This is a genomic window from Streptomyces sp. NBC_00090, from assembly GCF_045160815.1.
GTDB lineage: Bacteria > Actinomycetota > Actinomycetes > Streptomycetales > Streptomycetaceae > Streptomyces.
This window is the reverse complement of sequence record NZ_CP108224.1, coordinates 8,480,285-8,498,936: the sequence shown is the minus strand read 5'-3', so window position 1 is coordinate 8,498,936 and position 18,652 is coordinate 8,480,285. Positions and strand designations below refer to the sequence as shown.

17 protein-coding genes and 3 pseudogenes are annotated in these 18,652 nt (G+C 70.0%); 11 read left to right on the top strand and 9 right to left on the bottom strand.

All coding sequences use genetic code 11. The features are described 5' to 3' along the window. Positions 1–22: 22 nt before the first annotated feature. Both OG361_RS37735 and OG361_RS37730 read left to right on the top strand, forming a co-directional pair. Complete coding sequence (locus OG361_RS37735; protein WP_405860932.1) at positions 23–475, top strand: Lrp/AsnC family transcriptional regulator; 453 nt, start codon at positions 23–25, stop codon at positions 473–475. 26 nt (positions 476–501) lie between these two features. Beyond that, positions 502–648, top strand: a complete 147-nt coding sequence (locus OG361_RS37730) for a hypothetical protein (RefSeq protein WP_405860930.1) — start codon at positions 502–504, stop codon at positions 646–648. A 157-nt stretch (positions 649–805) separates the two neighbouring features. Here the strand turns inward: OG361_RS37730 and OG361_RS37725 are convergent, their stop codons facing one another. Beyond that, positions 806–1,810 (bottom strand): helix-turn-helix transcriptional regulator, encoded by a 1,005-nt coding sequence (locus OG361_RS37725; RefSeq protein ID WP_405860928.1) that lies wholly within the window; start codon positions 1,808–1,810, stop codon positions 806–808. Positions 1,811–1,866: 56 nt separating this feature from the next. Here OG361_RS37725 and OG361_RS37720 point away from each other — a divergent pair, with 56 nt between their 5' ends. From OG361_RS37720 to OG361_RS37705, 4 genes are all read left to right on the top strand, one after another. Further along, complete coding sequence (locus tag OG361_RS37720) at positions 1,867–2,337, top strand: hypothetical protein (protein ID WP_405860927.1); 471 nt, start codon at positions 1,867–1,869, stop codon at positions 2,335–2,337. Continuing rightward, positions 2,334–2,882, top strand: a complete 549-nt coding sequence (locus OG361_RS37715; protein ID WP_388784500.1) for an NIPSNAP family protein — start codon at positions 2,334–2,336, stop codon at positions 2,880–2,882. Before OG361_RS37720 ends, OG361_RS37715 begins: the two co-directional genes overlap by 4 nt. Before the next feature lie 111 nt (positions 2,883–2,993). Beyond that, positions 2,994–4,370 (top strand): IS1380 family transposase, encoded by a 1,377-nt coding sequence (locus OG361_RS37710; RefSeq protein ID WP_405860924.1) that lies wholly within the window; start codon positions 2,994–2,996, stop codon positions 4,368–4,370. A gap of 369 nt (positions 4,371–4,739) precedes the next feature. Then, positions 4,740–5,084, top strand: a complete 345-nt coding sequence (locus OG361_RS37705) for a hypothetical protein (RefSeq protein ID WP_405860923.1) — start codon at positions 4,740–4,742, stop codon at positions 5,082–5,084. A 186-nt stretch (positions 5,085–5,270) separates the two neighbouring features. Here the strand turns inward: OG361_RS37705 and OG361_RS37700 are convergent, their stop codons facing one another. From OG361_RS37700 to OG361_RS37670, 7 genes and pseudogenes are all read right to left on the bottom strand, one after another. Continuing rightward, positions 5,271–5,885: a DUF4253 domain-containing protein gene (locus OG361_RS37700; protein ID WP_405860921.1), complete on the bottom strand. Its 615-nt coding sequence runs from the start codon at positions 5,883–5,885 to the stop codon at positions 5,271–5,273. Positions 5,886–5,932: 47 nt separating this feature from the next. Further along, positions 5,933–6,364, bottom strand: a complete 432-nt coding sequence (locus OG361_RS37695; RefSeq protein WP_405862652.1) for a DUF4240 domain-containing protein — start codon at positions 6,362–6,364, stop codon at positions 5,933–5,935. Further along, positions 6,354–6,574: pseudogene (locus tag OG361_RS37690) on the bottom strand (IS5/IS1182 family transposase); the annotation flags it as partial. The gene OG361_RS37695 and the pseudogene OG361_RS37690, both read right to left, overlap by 11 nt. 2 nt (positions 6,575–6,576) lie before the next feature. Beyond that, positions 6,577–7,075: pseudogene (locus tag OG361_RS37685) on the bottom strand (transposase); the annotation flags it as partial. A 179-nt stretch (positions 7,076–7,254) separates the two neighbouring features. Continuing rightward, a pseudogene (locus OG361_RS37680) lies at positions 7,255–7,908 on the bottom strand (lycopene cyclase); the annotation flags it as partial. Positions 7,909–7,919: 11 nt separating this feature from the next. Continuing rightward, a complete protein-coding gene (locus OG361_RS37675; RefSeq protein WP_405852224.1) occupies positions 7,920–8,687 on the bottom strand; it encodes an IS5 family transposase in 768 nt (255 codons plus the stop codon). A 107-nt stretch (positions 8,688–8,794) separates the two neighbouring features. After that, the gene (locus OG361_RS37670) at positions 8,795–10,834 is read right to left on the bottom strand and encodes an FAD/NAD(P)-binding protein (protein WP_405860919.1); all 2,040 of its coding nucleotides are present in this window, start codon (positions 10,832–10,834) and stop codon (positions 8,795–8,797) included. Between the two features lie 233 nt (positions 10,835–11,067). Between OG361_RS37670 and OG361_RS37665 the strand changes: the two genes are divergently transcribed. The 3 genes from OG361_RS37665 (at position 11,068) to OG361_RS37655 (ending at position 12,922) form a co-directional block, all read left to right on the top strand. Continuing rightward, entirely contained in the window at positions 11,068–11,529 is a 462-nt protein-coding gene (locus OG361_RS37665) for an RrF2 family transcriptional regulator (protein ID WP_384575820.1), read from the top strand. Positions 11,530–11,606: 77 nt separating this feature from the next. Beyond that, positions 11,607–12,176, top strand: a complete 570-nt coding sequence (locus OG361_RS37660) for a SixA phosphatase family protein (RefSeq protein ID WP_405860917.1) — start codon at positions 11,607–11,609, stop codon at positions 12,174–12,176. Between the two features lie 488 nt (positions 12,177–12,664). Then, positions 12,665–12,922, top strand: coding sequence for a WhiB family transcriptional regulator (locus OG361_RS37655; protein ID WP_405862650.1), 258 nt, complete (start codon positions 12,665–12,667; stop codon positions 12,920–12,922). A 273-nt stretch (positions 12,923–13,195) separates the two neighbouring features. Here OG361_RS37655 and OG361_RS37650 read toward each other — a convergent pair whose 3' ends face one another. Continuing rightward, positions 13,196–14,014, bottom strand: a complete 819-nt coding sequence (locus OG361_RS37650; protein WP_405860915.1) for an RNA polymerase sigma factor SigF — start codon at positions 14,012–14,014, stop codon at positions 13,196–13,198. A gap of 235 nt (positions 14,015–14,249) precedes the next feature. On the opposite strand from OG361_RS37650, the gene OG361_RS37645 reads away from it, so the two are divergent. Together OG361_RS37645 and OG361_RS37640 are read left to right on the top strand one after the other, a co-directional pair. After that, entirely contained in the window at positions 14,250–14,714 is a 465-nt protein-coding gene (locus OG361_RS37645; RefSeq protein ID WP_405860913.1) for a hypothetical protein, read from the top strand. Then, entirely contained in the window at positions 14,711–18,418 is a 3,708-nt protein-coding gene (locus tag OG361_RS37640) for a tetratricopeptide repeat protein (RefSeq protein WP_405860911.1), read from the top strand. The genes OG361_RS37645 and OG361_RS37640 overlap by 4 nt, the downstream gene beginning before the upstream one ends. The last annotated feature ends 234 nt before the right edge of the window (positions 18,419–18,652 follow it).

Genomic DNA, 18,652 nt, shown 5'->3' with positions numbered 1-18,652 from the left:
AGAAGATCGCGAATGGGGAATTGTGGATCACATCGATCGCGTCCTGCTGGCTCAACTCCAGCAGGACGCCACCCAGTCCTACGCCGCGCTGGGCCAGGCCGTCGGCCTGTCCGCCGGCGCCGCCCACGAGCGCGTACGGAAGCTGCGGGAGCGCGGCGTCATCCGGCGCACCGCGGTCGATGTGGACCCGGCGGCGGTGGGCAGCGCCGTCCTGGCCTACGTGATGGTCGACTCGACCTCCTGGATGGGCGATTCCGCGGAGGCCTTCGCCGCCCTCCCCGAGATCCTGGAGGCCCACGTCATCGCCGGCAGCGCCTCGGTACTGGTGAAGGTCAGGACCGCGACCACCGAGCAGCTGCAGGACGTGCTGCGGCGGATCTACGCCATCGACGGGGTCAGCGGGACCCAGGCCACGGTGGTCCTGGAGACCTTCTTCGAGCGACCGCTCTCCCCACTGATCGCCGAGCAGCCGTGACCTCGTAGGACCCCGCCACCTGCGCTGTGGAAACGATCAAGCCGATTGAGCTCGTGATATTCGACTGCGGCGGTGTCCTGCTCGACAGCGAACGCTTCGCTGTACGCCTCCAGGTCGCGCTCGGCGCGGAGTTGGGCCGGCCGCTCACCGCGGACTGGAGCCTGCCTCTTTGACGGGACGGCCAGTTAGCCTCGCGCTTTCACGAGCGTGGCCGTCTGACGTGTGATCAAAGAAGTGAGGAGTGCCGCTGACCTGGGTCGATGGGACGGGTCTAGAGTCTTGTCGTCGTCAAGAAAGCTGCACTCCTCAGGTGAAGATGCGTACAGGGTCCTACACGCATGTGCGGGTGCAGGGCGGAGGGAGCGGGTGGTCGGTGCCCCGGCCGGGAGAAGCCTCTGCCCAGGGCCACCCTTCGTAGCGGGTGGCCAGGGTCCGTACCGTCTCGGCGATGCGGTCGCGGAGTTCAGCCGGTGCCATGACCTCGACGTCGGTGCCCAGCCGCAGGAACTCGCCGTGGGCGTGATCGATCGACTCGATGGGCACCCGGGCCTCCGTCCATCCGTCACCGGTGGATGTGACGCCGAGGCGGCGGGCGCCCTCCGGGGTGAGCCGTACCAGGGCCTCCCCGGTGTGTAGTCGCGCTCGGAAGTCGGCCAGATAGCTGTTCCAATGCCTAATCAGGTCGAACCCGTCCGGGATGGCGAACTCGTCTTCCAATGGCCGGAGTTCGAGGATCTGGTCGACCCGGTAGGTGCGGATCCCGGATGGCCCGTCGGCGACCAGGTACCAGCGGCCGGCCTTGAGCACGAGCCCGTACGGCTCCACCCGCCGCTCGATCTCCTCCGGCGCCCGCCAGCGCCGGTACCGCAGTACCACCGCCCGCCGGGCCCACACCGCGGCGGCGGCCGCGGTCAGGTGAGGCGTACAGTCGGCGTCGCCGTACCAGCCGGGGGCGTCGAGCAGGAAGCGCTCCTGGATCCGCTCGGCGTGCTCGCGCAGCTCCGCCGGAAGGGCGGCCCGCAGCTTGAGCTGGGCGGTGGCGAGCGCCTCGCCGAGGCCGAGCTCGGCGGCGGCGCCGGGGAGTGCGGCAAGGAACGCGGCCTGCGCCTCGTCCGCGGTCAGTCCGGTGAGCCGGGTCCGGTAGCCGTCGACTAGTTGGTAGCCGCCCGCGTGTCCGGCGTCACCGTACAGCGGAATACCGGCGGCGCCGAGCGCCTCGACGTCCCGGTAGACGGTCCGGACGGAGACCTCCAATTCCTCGGCCAGCTGCCGGGCCGTCATCCGGCCCCGGTTCTGGAGCAGCAGAAGCAGGGTGACCAGCCGACTCGCACGCATGCCGCTCAGTATCCACTGACAGGGGGTGTCAGCAGATCGGCCCTAACCTGCGGCGCATGGACGACTTCGACTTCCTGCACGGCTCCTGGGACGTGGCCAACCGCCGTCTCACCGCACCACTCGGCTCGGGCCCCGGCACCTGGGTGGAGTTCCCCGGTCACGCGGTGGTCCGGCCGCTTTTCGGGGGTGCTGGCAACATTGACGAGATCACCTTTCCCACCCTCGGCCGTCAGGGCGTGACCCTGCGGCTGTTCGACCGGCAGACGGAGCGCTGGTCGATCCGCTGGTCCGACAGCCGGACGGGCCGACTGGATCCGCCGGTGGTCGGCGGCTTCACCGGTGACCGCGGCGATTTCCACGGAGAGGACACCTACAACGGCCGGCCGATCCGAGTGCACTTCGCCTGGTACCGCCGCGGCCCGGACGCTGCCCCCCGCTGGGAGCAGGAGTTCTCCGTCGACGACGGCCGCTCCTGGGAGCTCAACTGGACCATGGATCTCACCCGCACGGGGCGGGTCGGCGGATGAGCATCGTCGAACTCCGGCAGTACACCCTGCATCCTGGTGCCCGGGAGACACTGATCGAGCTGTTCGAGCGCGAGTTCGTGATCGGTCAGCAGGCGGTCGGCATCACCGTCGGAGGCCGTTTCCGCGACCTGGACGACCCGGACCGCTTCGTCTGGCTGCGCGCCTTCCCCGACATGGCGCACCGCCGGCGCGCGCTGGAGGCGTTCTACACCGGCCCGGTCTGGCGGGAGCACCGCGACGCGGCCAACGCCACCATGGTCGACAGCGACAACGTCCTGCTGCTGCGCGGCCCGGGCTTCACACCTCCGCCCGGCGCCGGTGAAGTGTTCGCGACCGTCTGCCACCCCACCGTCCCGGCCGCCTTCGATGCGTACGCCGCCCGGCACCTGGGTCCGGGCCATGCGCTGCACCGCACCGAGCACGCCGAGAACGATTTTCCCCGTCTGCCCGTCCGCACCGGGGAGGACGCCCGGGTCTGGTTCGGCCCGGCCGAGCCATCACCCTGGCCGACCCGGCGGCTGCGGCTGGAACCCGTGACGCCTTAGCCTCGCGCTCACCGTCCGACAGGTGATCAGCTAAGCAAAAAGTGCCTCTGACCAGCCAGAATGAGGATTGTCTAGGCCCTTGTTCCCGCACCCGTCGGAGGCACTTCCCAGGTGAGTAAGCGTATCGGGTCGTACCCGCGTGTGCGGATATCGGGAGGCGGCCGCGGGGTGGTCTCGCAGGCCGTCGCAGTGCTACTCGTGGAGACAGCCCGCCGGACAGGGCTGGCCGACGCGCTGTCGGCGGCGCTCACCTCGTGGCGCAAGCCCAGAGCGGTACACGATCCCGGCAAAGTCCTGCTGGATGTCGCGCTCGCCGTTGCCCTGGGCGGGGACTGCCTGGCCGATGTCGCGATGCTGCGGGCCGAGCCCAGCGTGTTCGGCCCGGTGGCCTCCGACCCGACCGTCTCCCGTCTGGTCGACACCCTGGCCACGGCCGGACCGCGGGCGCTCGCGGCTATCCGGCGCGCACGGGCCGAAGTCCGTGAACAGACATGGCGGTTGGCTGGCGCCGCGGCCCCGGACGCGGCCGGTGAGGTGATCGTGGATATCGACGGCGTGCTGGTCCTGGCGCACTCCGAGAAGGAGCACGCCGCCAAGACCTGGAAGAAGACCTTCGGCCACCATCCACTGTTCGCGTTCGTCGACCACGGCCCAGCCGGGTCCGGGGAACCGGTCGCTGGCCTGCTGCGGCCGGGCAATGCGGGCAGCAACACCGCCGCCGACCACATCGAGGCCGCGCGCCTGGCCCTGGCCCAGCTGCCGAGGAAGTACCGGTGCGGGCGGCGCACGCTGATCCGCACGGACTCCGGCGGGGGCACCCATAAGTTCCTCAACTGGATGACCGCACGCGGCCGATGGCTGTCCTACTCGGTGGGGATGACCATCACCGACGCGATCCACCAGGCCGTGTTCCTGGTCCCGGCCTCGGCCTGGACCCTGGCCGTCGAGCCGGACGGCAAGGTCCGCGACGGTGCCTGGGTCGCCGAACTCTCTGGTGACGTGCTGAAGGGTTGGCCGAAGGGGATGCGGCTGATCGTTCGCAAGGAACGGCTCCACCCCGGCGCGCAGTTGCGCTTCACGGACGCCGACGGTATGCGGCTGACCTGCTCCGCCACCAACACCACCGGGACCCCGATCGCCCAGCTGGAGTTGCGGCACCGCCAGCGGGCCCGCGCCGAGGACCGCATCCGCGCCGCCCGCGACACCGGCCTGCGCAACCTCCCCCTGCACCAGGCCGCGCAGAACCAGGTCTGGCTGGAGATAGTCCAGCTCGCACTCGACCTGGTCGCCTGGATGCCCATGCTCGCCCTGACCGGACCCGCTCGCCGCTGGGAGCCCAAGCGCCTGCGGCTGAGGCTGCTCTCCGCCGCCGCCCAACTCGTTACCACCGGACGCCTCCGCGTGCTCCGCCTCGCCCGCCACTGGCCCTGGACCGACGTGATCACCAGCGCATTCGAGCGCCTGCAGGCGCTGCCGAACCCCGGCTGACCAGCGATAACGTCCAATCCCAACGAGCACCCGATCACTTCCGGAGCCGTGGAACCCGGCGCACACCCGACGCGACTGCCGGGCCATCGCCATCCCTGCCGACAAAACACCCAGGCCAGATCAGCAGAAACGGCCCGGCAGCCAAGCTGACGAGCCGTCATGCAAGATCGAGGTTAGTCGGATGCGGCTGCCCATGAGGGCTGAACAGTCGCCGCAGACTCCGGCAGCGTCCCCTACTTCAGCGACCCGGCAGTCACCCCAATCGAGGCGCCTCCAGCTCCGCGCTCAAGAGATGCCGGACGGCTCGTCGATGCCTAGCCTGGAATTAGAACACACCGAATCCGAGAGAACAGATGAAGGTGTCGGAACATGGCACACATCAACATCTCCGGCGACTACGTGATCACTCAAAGCAACGCCACCAAGGTGAACGTCCACATGGAGCAAGACGGCCCCCGACTAAGCGGATTCGCCAAGTTCCGCAATGTAACCAGCACAAACCTCGAGGGAACAGCAAACGGGGAAAGTGTTGATTTCACCATCAATTGGTCCGATGGGCACACGGGACGCTACTGGGGCCGCCTGGTCGAGCCTTTTTCTCACCGCGACTGGGAAGGAGTCCTCAGGGGTAGCAGCGAGGAACAGTGCCATGGCCACCAACGGGCAAACTGGGAGGTAGAGGACAGGGTGTTCCAGCGATTGGTGCCTCACTAGCAGCGCCGAGCCTGGTCCGTACATCTGGGCCTGCACACAATGCGCAGGCCCCAGTTACTGAGGTTGCAGGCGTGATGCCAGGTCCTGGCTCGGTGGTGACGGGCCCGGCATCGGGAGGATGGCCGCTTGAGTCCGGCGGGTCGCTATGTGGCTGTTTCTCTTGGTCCAGGTCAATCCAAGAAGGACTCAGTCCCACCAGAAGGACCACATCTGTTTGCCCATGATGTGGTTGGCCGCGTAGGCGCGGAGGGTCTCGTCGTCGCCTTGGGTGATGTTGTCGGATGAGAACGCGAAGTGTTCGGCGGAGATGGCTTCTGCTTCACTCATCGTCCTGACGGGTGCCGCGACCGAGAGAATCAGACGGTCGTACCCCAGCCCCACCAGCCGGGCACCGAAACGCTCTTCCCAAGACCGCAGGACTATGCGCATCTCTGACATGTCATAGGGCCAGCAGCCTGCGCCTGCCAGGCCGCGTTCTTCCGCCAGGGCAGACAACTCCGTGCTGCAGTAGGCCCTGTCCAGGATGTACGGCTCCCAAGTATCGTCGCCATCCCCCGTGAGATCGGCCAGCACCTGCGCCGCTACCTGCTCGACGTCCGGCCAGGGTTCAGACGGCGTGGCTGCCAGTCCGGGCCACTGAGCGCCGAAAGGAGCGACCACATCGTCGAACGAAGCGGGTTCGCCGAAAAGGTCGACGACATTGTCCCGGCCGGGGTAGTGCTCGCTAGCATTTGCAATCTCCTCCTGCGCGTAGCTCTCCCAGCTCTCGCCCAGGATCCCGTCCACTGTGCGTTCGTGCATGACTAAGATGTCCTTTCAAATGGTGCGGTGGGAGCGATCGTCGGTGCCTATACGTCGGTCCACCCGGCAGTGTTGGAGTACGACTCGTAGCTGTATCGGGTGCTGCGGTCCCAGTCGTCGCCGGTGAGGTGCTTGTATGCGTTGTCGGGTGCGTAGAGCAGCGCCTCGGCCCAGATGAGGTCGTTGGCATATGGCGTGAACCGCTGTGGGTTGCGAAGTATGCTCTGGTACTCCTCACGGCCGGCTGCGACAACCGCCGCTCGGGTGTAGAGGAACTGATCGCTCGACAGATCAGCGCCGTATTCCTTGCGGTCGAGCCTGTACAGGGCCCAGGAGAGCTGCTCGGCGAAGCCGACCACGTCGGATACTGGGCCGTTCGCCAGGTGGACTGTCAGGGCGGTGGCAAGCTCATCCCCCTCGGGGTCGGGGATCGAGGAGCTGCACGTTTCGATGAGCTGCCAGAAGGCGTTTTCGTTCATGCCGGAGAGCATGGCGGATGGGTGTGACAAGCCAGTGCGTTCGCTCGACCACCCAGCGATGCCGGCCCGTTGTGAGGACTCGAGGCCCTTGCGGGCGATGCGGTGGCGGATGCCCCGCTGACGGAGCCACCGGCGCAGGGGGTCGTAGTCGTAGCCCTTGTCCGCGTGCGGTTTCGCCGGCCGCCGACGCCGGGGGCCGCGGCGTGACCGGCGCTATTGCGCTGCTTGTATGTCTCGGCATCGAAGGCAGGTGGCCTGCCACCCGAGGGGCCTCGGCGCCGACGGTTGCCGACCTGGTCGGACGCCTGAGGAATGACAGCACGGATCCCGCGACGCGAAGATGCATCCGGATTGCACGGGACGAATACGCGTGGTCCGCCAAGACAGTGTCCGGGCGGGTCGTGGCTCCAGCGGCGTGCTGGTGGGCCCGGCGGACGGTGGAGTGCCACCGGCACGGTCCAGCCGATGCCGTCAGCACCGTCGGCTGCTGCCAGGAGCGCGGCGAGGATCCGTTCCCAGGTGCCGTCCACGGCCCACCTGAGCAGTCGTTTGTGAGCGGTCTGGAATGAGCCGAGCTCGTCCGGCAGGTCCCGCCAGGGCGAACCGGTGCGGTACTTCCACGCGATGGGCCTCCAGGGTTCTGCGGTGATCGGCCCATCGCCGACCGCGGACCGGATCGGCCGGCATCAACGGCTTGATCCGGTCCCGCATCGCATCAGTGATCACTCATCGGACGGACATATCCGATCAACCGGCAAGCGGATCAAGGAGACACGCTCTAGGTGATCGAGCGCTTCCGCCCTGATGGTCCCCCCTCCGCCCCAGTCGGTTCACGGCGTGAACCGACTGGGGAATGTGGGGAGTGCGACGTCCACTGCCCTTCCGGTCCGTCAGAGGCTCAGACCGGCCAGCCTGCGCCGGTCGAGCGGGGACGCGCGACGATCGAGGCGTTGTTCGAGGAGGTGGCGGGCGGTGTCGCTGTGGCCCGCCTCCACCAGCGCGTACAGCAGGGTCTCCTCGACGACCTCGCGCTGTGCCGCGCTGCCGCCCACGCGGCGCAGCGAGGGCAGCAGTCCGCGCAGTTCCCGCACCGCGGTGGCCCACTCCTCCTCCAGGACCGCTTCCAGCGCGCTGCACAGCGGGACGACGACCTCCCGCTGCACCGGGTCCGCGCCGGCCGCGTGTGCGCGCAGGCGGCGGAGTGCGGGGAGGTCGCCGGCGGCGGTGAGGGCGACGGCGCTGTGCAGGGCCGTGAACGCGGTCGCGGGACGTTCGACCAGATCGCGGGCGACCGCGTCGAGCACACCGTCGACGGGGACGCGGCCGGTCCAGTTCCGGGACATGCGTGCCCGCCACAGCAGGGATCCGGAGTCGACGAGGGCCCGCACCCCGTTCACCTGGCCCGGGGCGAGCTGGGCGAACCAGCGGCGGCGTACCGCTGCGGAGTCGTCGAGGGCCAGTTCGTGGAGCGCCACGTGCCAGGAGAAATGCGCCCGGTGCACGGCGCCCCTCCCCTGGCCGCCGATCCAGCCGTCGAGCCAGTGAGTCTTTTCCATCATCGCTCTGAGCTGGCCAGATGCAGGGCGAGGACGGCCTGGACGAGTGCGGTGATGCGGGTGGTCGAGCATCGGATCTTGCGGAGAAGTCGCCAGGCTTTGAGGGTGGCCATGGCCTGCTCGACGAGTGCGCGGATCTTCGCGTGCGAGCGGTTGACGGCCTTCTGACCGGTGGAAAGGGTTTCCCAGCGGCCCCAGTAGGGGGTGCGGACCGTTCCACCGGCACCCCGATAGGCCTTGTCCGCCCAGCAGGTGACGCCGACCTCGGCAAGGGCGTCGACGATGCCGTGTTCGCGGGCCGCGCGGACATCGTGGACGGCGCCGGGCAGGGCCGGCGAGGCCCACAGCAGCCGACCGAAGGGGTCGGTGAGGACCTGCACGTTCATCCCGTGCTTCTTATGTTTCCCGGAGTAGAAGGGCCGGTCCGCGGCGATGCGGTCGATCGGCAGGAGCGTGCCGTCCAGGATCACGAACGCTTTCGTCGATGCCGTTCGCACGGCGTCGGCCAGGGTGGGGGCAAGGTCGGCCAAGAGGTCGACGGCTTCGGTGACGTACCGGTAGGCGGTCGTGGTTCCGATGCCGAATCCGGCTGCGAGCTGGGCGTATGTGTGCCCCACCCGCAGATGGGCGAGCGCGAGCAGGGCCTGACGGCCGACGCTCAGACGCCGCCAACGGGAGCCGATCGCACGACGGTGCTGCCGCAGACGGGTGGACAGGAAACGCAGGGCAGAACTGGACACGTCGACACCCGACGGGTAGACAAGCATGCGAAGCCTCTGGTGGAGACGGTTCTCTTGGTCGAAAACCCATCTACCAGGGGCTTCACCACGCTGTCAGCCCAACCGCCAAGCTCCTGCCGCAGGTTGGAAAGAGCTCAGTCCCGGCCGGCGCGGTGCTCACCGGACTCGTAGTGGACGTGGGCGAGGGCGTGCACGGCGTGGCCGGAGGCGGGTTGTGCGGCGAGTGCTGCGCGGGCGAGCTCGCCGGCCTCCTCGATCCTTCCTTGCTCCTGCCGGACGAAGGAGAGGAGCGAGGTGTGGAACCAGTGCCCTTCGTAGGCGGGCGCGGTCCGCTCCACCAGACCGAGGGCCAGTGTGCCGTCGAGATCCGCGACGCCGGAGAAGGCGATGGTGGGGACGGCGATGCCGAGCGCGAACGCGTCGGCGGGGAACCGGCCGAGGTGGTCGACGAGCGCCGTGTCGCCGTCGCCCGTTCCGTCGCCCGCGGCTCCTGAATGGGCTTCGTGCTCCCTGATGCGGCGCGTGACCACGTCGACGAACGACCGCTCCCGCTCGTCGCCGCGTTCCCGCACGCTGCGCTGGGCGTCCGCCAGCTCCCGGGCGACGTCGACGTCCGCTCCGCACTCGTGACCGAGCAGGGCGAGTGCGGCGTGCCCGAGCGCGAACCCGGGGTCCAGTTCGGTGGCGCGCGCGAACGACTCGGCCGCCTTCGCCCGTACCGTGATCACCCGGGCGAGCCCGCAGCGGAAGGACGCCGCGGCTGCGGCATGGGTGGAAAGCGGCAGCCCGAACTGGTCGGTGGGCCGGCGTCGTACCGGCCGGGGGGCGCTGGTGAGCGGGGCGAGTACGGCCTCGGCGATCTCCTTGGCCTGGGTACGGATCTCGGGGATCGCGGTCGTCTCCCACAGCTCACCTCTGCGGGACGCGCCCAGCGTGAACAGCGGCCGCTCCAGGTGCCCCTGGGCGTCGAGCAGCCTGCCGCCGTCGGTGGACACACCGATGCCCAGCGGTCCGGGTGCGGCGAGGCCGTCGGACAGCAGCCCGCTCCACAGCGGGTCGCCGCCGGCGTCGGCCCGCAGCCCCGGCCCCGTACAGTCCACCACCCATGCCACGGGCAACTCACGGCCGTCGGCGAGGGAGACGATCAGGCCACCGTCCTTCCTCGGTGCCGCGGAGGAGACCCGGCCGGCGTGGACGCGGAGCCTGCGGGCGGCGCGCGCCCGGGCGATGGTCTCGGCGGTGGAGGGTGCCATGCGATGCCGGTGCACGTTCCACAGGGTGGCGTCACGGCCGAGGAACTCCGCCCGCTCGTCGTCGCTGAGGCCCTGCCAGAGCCGTACGATCTCGGGCCGCAGCCCGTCGAGTGCGGGCCGCCAGTCGCCGTGGGCGCGGCGCGTGGCGGCGAAGTGCCGCGTCAACTCCCTGCGGAGGCGGTGGAACGGGAGGGCGGCGAGGCCCGGCGGCGGCGGTACGGGGGGCAGCGGGGCGACCGCGTGCGGCTGCGGGAGCAGCCCGCCACGGGAGACGGCGTGCACCGTGCGGCCGGGACGGTCGAGGACGAGCGCGAGATCGACGGCGGTGAGACCGGTGCCGACGAGGAGGACGTCGTCCGACTCGCCGATGGCGTCGAGCGCGCCCGGCGTCCAGGGGCGGGGGACGAACCGGTCGGAGGCGACCAGCTCGGCCGGGGCCCAGCCGGCCAGGCCCGTCGCGGGCCCGGTGGCGAGGACCACACTGTCCGCCGTCACCGTGCCGCCGTCGGCGAGCCGGAGTTCCAGCCGCCCCCCGGCCGCGTCGGCGCATCCCGTCGCCCTGGTGCGCAGCCGCCGTACGGAGACCGTGCCGTGCGCCGTGATGACGGCCCGGCCGAGCGTGTCGGCGAGATACGAGCCGTAGCGGTACCGGGAGGCGAAGTCCGCCGCGGTGACGGTGGATTCGCCGTGCCGGCAGAGCCAGCGCCGGAAGTGACCCGGGTCGTCCGGGTAGCAGCTCATGCCGCCGACGGGCACGTTGAGCCGGTGCTCGGGTACCTCGGTGGCGTACGCGGTGCCCCGGCCCGCCTCCGGCGCGGGGTCGACGAGGACCAGATCGAGCGGGATACGGCGTCGGGCCGCCGCTTCGCACAGCTGGACGGCGACGAGCGCACCGGCCGCGCCCGCGCCGACGACTGCCACGGTTGATCGAGGACGGTCGGACTCGGCGGACGGCGAGGACACGACAGGTACCACGGACACCACGGAGACCTCCGAACCAGGGGGTACTGCAACGGCCAATGTTCACTATGTCGATGAACAAAGTGCACTGGCAACGCCGCTTCCGGACAACAACGCCGCGCCGGAGCGGCGTTGACGAGTCAGGAACACGCTGCCGCAGGTCAGCTTCCCGCCACTCGTGAGACATTGGGTCCGTGAGGATCTCAGCACGAACGGATTACGCCATCCGGGCCACGGCCGAGTTGGCCTGCTCCCCGGACCGGCCCCTCAAGGCCGAGGACATCGCCGGACGCCAGGACATCCCCGTCCGCTTTCTCTTCGTCGTGCTCAGCGACTTGCGGCAGGCGCGTCTGGTGAGCAGCGTGCGCGGCCCCGACGGTGGTTACACCCTCACCCGGCCGCCCGCGGAGATCACCCTCGCCGACGTCATCCGCGCGATGGACGGACCACTCGTCAGTGTGCGGGACCTGAAGCTGACGGGCCTGGAGTACCAGGGTGCGGCGGCTCCCATGCCGGATGTGTGGCGTGCCGTGCGGACGAGCCTGCGCCAGGTCCTGGAGAGCACGACCCTCGCGGACCTGGCGACGGGCACACTGCCCGAGGTCGTACGGGACCGGGCCCGCGACTACGACGACGACGTGCGGACGTACCCGTAGCGTCCATGGCCGTGCAGCGATGGACGTACCCGTAGCGTCCATGGCCGATCGGCGACCCACCCCCTACGCTCAAGGATGTGCCTCCCTCCACCGAGACTCCTGAGCGCGTCGGATCCGCCGACGGCCGACCGCGCCGGCTGTTCGTCCTGCGGCACGCCAAGAGCGCCTGGCCGGAGGGCGTTCCCGACCAGGACCGTCCCCTCGGCCCGCGCGGGCTGCGCGACGCCCCGGCCGCCGGGCGCTTCCTGGCGAAGACCGGCGGGCTGCCCGACCTCGTCCTGTGCTCCCCGGCCCGGCGCGCCCGCCACACCTGGGAGCTGGCCGCCGCGGAGCTGGACGGCCCTGTGCCGACCCGCCACGACCCGCGGCTGTACGGGGCGGACGGCCCGGAACTGCTCGATGTCCTCCACGGCGTACCCGACGAGGTCGCGACCTTGGTCCTGGTCGGGCACAACCCGGGCCTCGAGGACCTGATCCTGCTGCTCGCGGCCAGGGCGGCCGGGGACGCCCTGGACCGTGTACGGACCAAGTTCCCGACCTCCGCGATCGCCGTCCTGACGTGGTACGGCACCTGGACGGACCTCCGCCCGGGTGAGGCGCTCCTGACGGACCTGGCGATTCCCCGCGGAGCCCGCGCCTCGTCCTGATGACCGCAAACAGGGCGACGTCACCGAGCGGGCACTCGTCGGACTCCCCGCGCAGCACACGCACGAGGAACGCGACCATGCCGCAGTCGTAGCGCCGCCACACGCCGTCGTCCCGGTTGCTCACCAGGACCGGCCACGTGGCGGGGACGCCGCCGGACGCGTCCCAGCACAGCAGGTCCGAGCTCGCGGTGCCCCCCAGGCGATCAGCACGGGGTCCGCGCCTACGAGCTCGGGGACTTCTTCTCCCGCGCCCAGGCATCCTCCGCGTTGACCGTCTCCAGGAGCATGCCCCCGTACGGGGACGCCGGTTCGGCGCCCTTGTACTCGGGCTGCTGGATCACCAGGTAGCCCTGGATCGACCCCGCGCCGTAGGCCTCGACGCCCTATGAGGGAGGGCTTTCACACCCCAATCCCAGGAATGGAGGCGTGAAATCCTCGCCCGGGGTTACGAGGACGGACAGACGACCAGGTGAAAGGAGGAACTGATGTTGGACAGCTGGCGTACACATGCGGCCTGCCAGGATGTCGACCCCGACCTTTTCTTCCCGGTGGGGACAGGCGCACCGGCGCTGGTCCAGTCGGAGGAGGCCAAGGAGATCTGCCGGGGCTGCCCCGTGCGTGAGGAATGCCTGCGCTGGGCCATGGACGACTCCCGCCAGGTGACGGGCGTGTGGGGAGGCCTGCGCGATGACGAGCGGCAGTCGCTGAAGCGACGGTCCCGCCGCCGGGCGAACAAGGCTCAATGAGCCCTTGCGCAAAGCGCGGCATGTGACGCACGGGGAACGACGTGGCGGAGTGTGGAATGCCGTGCCCTTCCGTGCCCTGCCCTGCCGTGCCGTGCCGTGCCTATACGACGGCACCTTGCCCGCTGCCGAACTGCCGAACGAGTTCCACGGCGGCCCGCAGGACCACACCCGCGCGCAGCACGGAACGGCCTCACCAGAAGGCAGTTGGTGAGGCCGTTCCACTGGACCACTGGAGGTACCCCGTCGACGTCGATCCGTGCCTACGCTCCGTGCCTACGCCTGGGCGAGCATGCCCTTGCGCAGGCGTTCCAGATTGCGGGAGAGCAGTCGCGAGACGTGCATCTGGGAGATGCCGAGCTCATTGCCGATCTGCGTCTGCGTCAGCTCCTCGACGAAACGCAGATGCAGGATCCGGCGGCTGCGGTCGTCGAGTTCGACGAGCAGCGGCGCGAGCGTATGGAAGTCCTCGAAGAGCTCCAGCGCCGGGTCCTCGACCCCGATGAAGTCGGCGAGCGCCTCACCGTCGTCCTCGCCGTCCGACCCGACGGCGGCGTCGAGCGACGCGGAGTTGTACCCGTTGGAGGCGATCCGCGCCTCGATCACCTCGTCCTCGGAGAGGTCCATCAGGGTCGCCAGCTCCGCCACGCTCGGTGCGCGTCCGAGCCGGGAGCTCAGCTCCTCGGTCGCCTTGGCCAGCTCCACCCGGGCCTCCTGCAACCGGCGCGGTACGTGGACCGCCCAGGAGGTGTCACGGAAGAAGCGCTTGATCTCTCCGACGATGTAGGGGATGGCGAAGCTGGTGAACTCCACCTCCCGTGAGAGGTCGAACCGGTCGATGGCCTTGATCAGACCGATGGTGCCGACCTGGACGATGTCCTCCATCTCGTCGCCGCGGGCCGCCCGGAACCGGCCGGCCGCGTAGCGGACGAGCGACATGTTCATCTCGATCAGTGTGTTCCGCGCGTACTGGTACTCGTGTGTCCCCTCCTCCATCACCGCCAGCCTGTCGAAGAACACCTTCGACAGCTCGCGGGCGTCCTTCGGGGCGACCTTGCGAGGAGATTCGAGTACGGGAAGGCCCTCCGTACCCATCTCGACTCCAGCCCTCGTCTCCGTCGTCACCGCAGTCGGCACTCTGATGACCTTCTCTCGTCCATCGGCAGTCGTTGCCCCCGTGGGAACCTCGCCTACCCCCACTTTCGCGGGGCATGTCAGAAAAGACTCAGCGGGAAGCGCGCCGGGGGGTTCGGGCAAGACACGACAGGAACTGTGGCGGGTCTTCGATCGTCCTGCCTTTTGCTGCTGTCTCGTTCGAGGGGATCGTTCGATGGATGACGCACTGCTCGTTCTGGCCCAAGCCGGTGCCGGCGCCGTCGTGGCGGCCATGGCCACCGATGCCTGGAACTCCGCGCGGATACGCGCCGCGCACCTGTTCCGGCGCAGTGACAGTGATCCGGCGGAGGAGGGGGAGCCTCTCGAGGGCGAGCTTCTGGAACGGGACAATCAGCTGGTCGTCGCGATGGAGGATCGGGAGGAGGCCAGAGCACGGCTGCTGCCCGGTTGGGAGCTCCGGCTGCGGCTGTTGCTCGAAGGCCGGCCCGAGGCGGCGGAGGAGATCCGCCGGCTCGTCGACGACATCGAGTTCTCGCTGGGCACGGCGGGGCGGAGCTCCGTGCAGATCAACTCCGCACGAGACCACGGCCAGGTCTTCGCAGCGCAGGGCGGCAACGTCATCGTCCACCGCTCAGGTCCCGGCGACAGCGCTCCCGGCCGGGGGGATGCCGAGGGATGAGCTCGTTCCAGTCGATTCGGGTCGAAAGCGGTTACGGGTACGGGGTCGTCGGAGCCGACCTCCACGTCTTCCAGGACCAGGGTCCCGTCTACCTGCTGGCCGAGCATCGAGCACCGACGCTCCCGAGCCGGGACTGGCTGCTGGCCCAGCCCAGCAGGTTGCTGGCAGCCCGTCTCGCGCTCGTCGAATTCACCGGCCGCGAGCAGGAAATGGCCGAGCTCGTCCGCTGGAGAGACGATCCCGGCAGCCGGTTGGCCTGCCGTTGGGTGCACGGTCCCGGCGGCCAGGGCAAGACGCGCCTCGCGGACGAGCTGGCACTGCACAGCGCCGCCACCGGGTGGAAATGCGTCTCCGCCCTGCACGGTCCGGGAGCCCTGCTCCCGCCCGCTGCCTCCCAGGACTTACGCACGGCCGGTGCCCGGGGGCTGCTGCTGGTCGTGGACTACGCAGACCGGTGGCCCCTGTCCCATCTGGCCTGGTTGTTGAGTAACCGGCTCCTGTACACGGACGTGCCCACGCGGGTTCTGTTCCTCGCCCGGTCCGGCCACATCTGGCCGGCCGTCCGGTCGATCGTCGACGAAGCGGCCGGGGAAGGGGGCGCCGTCGCGCTTCCGTCCTTGGGCAGCTCCGGACTCCACGAGCGGGAGCGTATGTTCGCTGCGGCGCGTGACTGCTTCGCGGGGTACTACGGGGTGACCGACCCGGCGGTGATCCGCCCGCCCGCGACGCTCGCGGCGGAGTCCTTCGGCCTGGTGCTGGCCCTTCAGATGGCGGCCCTGACCGCTGTGGACGCCCATGTGCGCGACGTGCCCGCGCCCCAGGAGCCGACCGCCTTCTCGGCGTACCTGCTCGATCGGGAGCACAAGCACTGGACCCGACTCTACGAGGGTGCCTCCCACGGCGTCGACTTCCGGACAACACCGCGCGAGATGCGGCGGGCCGTGTTCACAGCGGCTCTGTCCGGGGCCCGCCCTTACGGAGAGGCAGTGGCACTGCTGGGACGGGTGGGCCTCGGGCAGGCCGCCGAGAGGCTGGCCGCGGACCACGCCGTCTGCTACCCGCCGGAGGATCCCCGCACCGCGCTGGAGCCGCTCACACCGGACCGGCTGGCCGAAGACCTGATTGCCCTGGCACTACCCGGGCACCGGACCGCGGACCACCCGTCGGCGCCCTGGGCCGAGGAGACGGTCGCCCGCATCCTCGCCCGAGCGACCGACGGCTCCGCGCCCACGGAACTGCCCCGGGCGATGGCCTTCCTTGTCGCGGCGGCCGGAGAGGGCCGCTGGCCCCATGTGGCGGGCGTGCTCAACGCTCTCCTCGAACAGGATCCCGAGCAGGCGGTGGAGGCGGGCGCCGGCACACTGATCGCGCTGGCCCGGACACCCGGCATCGACCCCGAGGTCCTGCGACGCGTCGACATGGCCATCCCCCTGGTCGGCCACAGCGACCTGGACACCGCAGCAGCCGAGCTCGCCGCCCGCTGGGTGGGGGCTCTCGATCCTCGCGTCGACGATCCCGTGCGGGACGGCGACGTGGCCGAGCATCTGAGCGTACGCATGGGACGAGCCGGCCGCGTGGAGGAGTCGGTGCGCGCGGCGGAGGTGTCCGCGGCTGCGTGGCTGCGCCTGGCCAACGCCGACCCACGGATGTACGGACCCAGGCTGGCGTGGGCGATGTCCGCCCTCAGCGGGGCGCTCACAGCGGCGGGCCGTCCACTCGACTGCCTCCAGGCCGCACAGGACGCACAGGGGATCAGCGATCAGCTGGCAGAGGCCGGCATCGACGTCGAGGACACGACTCGCGCCGCCGTCTTCGCCCAACTCGCCACGGCTCTCATGGGGGTCGGCCGCATGGCGGAGTCCTTGGAACCGGCGACCCGGGCCATCGCGTTGCTCCAGGCCCGGGGACCCGTCGAACCCAGCCAGGGCGACGAGGAACTCGCCATGCTCCTGACGAACAGGGCCAAGGCGCTCATCGAGCTGGAACGCTTCGAGGAAGCCGCTGGATCCGCCCGCGACGCCGTCGTGTTGTGGCGCGGTCTGTCCCGGATCGATTCACATGCCTACCAGGACGCGCTCGCCCAGGCGCTGACGAACGAGAGCGCGACGCTCTTCGAGATCGGGCGAGTGGCGGACGCACTCTCACCGGCCGTGGAAGCGGTCGCCATCCGCACCACGTTGGCCGAGGTCAACCCCTTGAAGAGCGAACCCGCGCTTGCCATGGCCCTGGCCAATCTGGCCGTGGTCTACAGCGAGCTGGGCAGGCACAGCGAGGCCCTGGACACTGCCTGGTCGACGGTCGAATCCCATCGCAGACTCACCGCGCGTTGGCCGGAGCGACACGAGCCGATGCTGGCCATGGTTCTCTCCAATCTCAGCTCGGTACTAAACGAGAACCACGACCATCAGGGCGCACTGGAGGCCTCGAAGGAGGCGGTCGAGATCCGTCGGCGTTGGGCCGACCGGCTGCCCGATGTGTACGAGACACTCCTGACACAGTCCCTCCAGCACCTGGCCAATGCACACGTAGAGCTGTCACAGGGGGCGGAGGCCGTCGCGGCGGCGCGGGAAGCGGAGGCGATCCACCGCCGCAGGGCAGCCGCCCAGCCCGGAGGAGCCACGCTCGCCCTGGGGCGCCACCTGGTCGGGCTGGGCGCGATCCTCGCTCGGACGAATCGGCTCGACGAGGCCCTGACCATCACCGAAGAGGCCGTCGGTCTGTTGCGGTCGCAGAGCGGCGCGGCGGCGTCCGCCGCGTCGTCGGCCCTGATCCTGGCCCTACGCAACCTGTCCGACCTCCTTCGCCGCTCCGGTCGTCAGGACGAGGGCAGGCGCATGGCGGGGGAGGCACTCGCCCTGGAGCGGCAGGCGGCATCGGTCGGAACGGGCGGGCAGGCCGCAGCGGAGGCCGTGGCCGTCATGACCGTGATCGAGCACGAAGTGGACGCCGGGCGTTGGCAGACGGCCCTCGCCGCTCTGGCGGAGGTGCTCCCCGTGTGGCGGCTCCTGTACGCCGAAGAGCCACGCCGCCACGCCCCTCGGCTGGTCCAGGCACTGCACCTCACGCACGCGTGCCTGAGCCGGACCGGTGACGAGGACGCGGAACTGGAAGCGGCGACGGAGCTGGTCGAGGTGCATCGCCGGTCCATACCCGCGGCCGGGAAACGGAGTTCGACCCTCTTCTCCGCCGTGCGCAGGCGGGCCGAGATCCTGCAGGATCGCGGGAGCGCGGACGAGGCAGCCGACGCGTGGACGGACTTCGCGGCCGAGGCGCGCAAGCCCTCTGAGGAAGGACCGACCGCTGACGCCCGGCTCCTGGCCCTGCTTCTGTCCCCGCTGTTCTTCGCCCTGCACAAGGCGGAGCGATGGCAGGAAGCGGTGGCAGTCGCCGACGAGTCCACCACCGTGAACCGATGGCTGTACGAGGCGGAGCCGGAGCCACGGCACGCCCTCGGAACCGCCATGGCCCAGTGGCTGGGTGCCATGGCCCGCGCAGCGGCCGGATCCGAACTCGACCGGGCCCTCACCGACGTCGACAAGGCCATCGCCGGGCTTCGCCCGCTTGTTCCGCAGGACATGCAGGACCCACCGGCCGGGCTGCTGCGCCAGATGGAGACGACTCGGGCCGAGGTGTTGGAAGCCCTGGGCCGACATGCTGCCGCGCGGCGACAACGGCGGAGGCTGAGGGGTGGCCCGGCGGCCTGAGGCTTGTCCTGCCCGCATTCGTGGAGGCCGACCTCAAGGAGAGGGCTGGGGGCCGATCCGCCCTCGGACCGGCCTGTGCTGCTTCCGTATCCGTCCATGAATCTCACGCGAGTCGCAGGTGAGCCGCCCCGAGCCCGTCAGGGCTCGGGGCGGCTCGGACGGAGCAGGCCGGCGCGATCGAGAGCGCCGTCACCGACATCGCCCGCCTCCTCGGCCACGGCATCAGTCACACCG

Bases quoted from the DNA above. Each gene is read 5' to 3' on its own strand.
- OG361_RS37645 (WP_405860913.1), top strand. From the start codon at position 14,250: ATGGATGACGCACTGCTCGTTCTGGCCCAAGCCGGTGCCGGCGCCGTC.
- OG361_RS37725 (WP_405860928.1), bottom strand. From the start codon at position 1,810: ATGCGTGCGAGTCGGCTGGTCACCCTGCTTCTGCTGCTCCAGAACCGG.
- OG361_RS37650 (WP_405860915.1), bottom strand. From the start codon at position 14,014: ATGGGTACGGAGGGCCTTCCCGTACTCGAATCTCCTCGCAAGGTCGCC.
- OG361_RS37715 (WP_388784500.1), top strand. From the start codon at position 2,334: ATGAGCATCGTCGAACTCCGGCAGTACACCCTGCATCCTGGTGCCCGG.
- OG361_RS37720 (WP_405860927.1), top strand. From the start codon at position 1,867: ATGGACGACTTCGACTTCCTGCACGGCTCCTGGGACGTGGCCAACCGC.
- OG361_RS37640 (WP_405860911.1), top strand. From the start codon at position 14,711: ATGAGCTCGTTCCAGTCGATTCGGGTCGAAAGCGGTTACGGGTACGGG.
- OG361_RS37705 (WP_405860923.1), top strand. From the start codon at position 4,740: ATGGCACACATCAACATCTCCGGCGACTACGTGATCACTCAAAGCAAC.
- OG361_RS37675 (WP_405852224.1), bottom strand. From the start codon at position 8,687: ATGCTTGTCTACCCGTCGGGTGTCGACGTGTCCAGTTCTGCCCTGCGT.
- OG361_RS37695 (WP_405862652.1), bottom strand. From the start codon at position 6,364: ATGAACGAAAACGCCTTCTGGCAGCTCATCGAAACGTGCAGCTCCTCG.
- OG361_RS37700 (WP_405860921.1), bottom strand. From the start codon at position 5,885: ATGCACGAACGCACAGTGGACGGGATCCTGGGCGAGAGCTGGGAGAGC.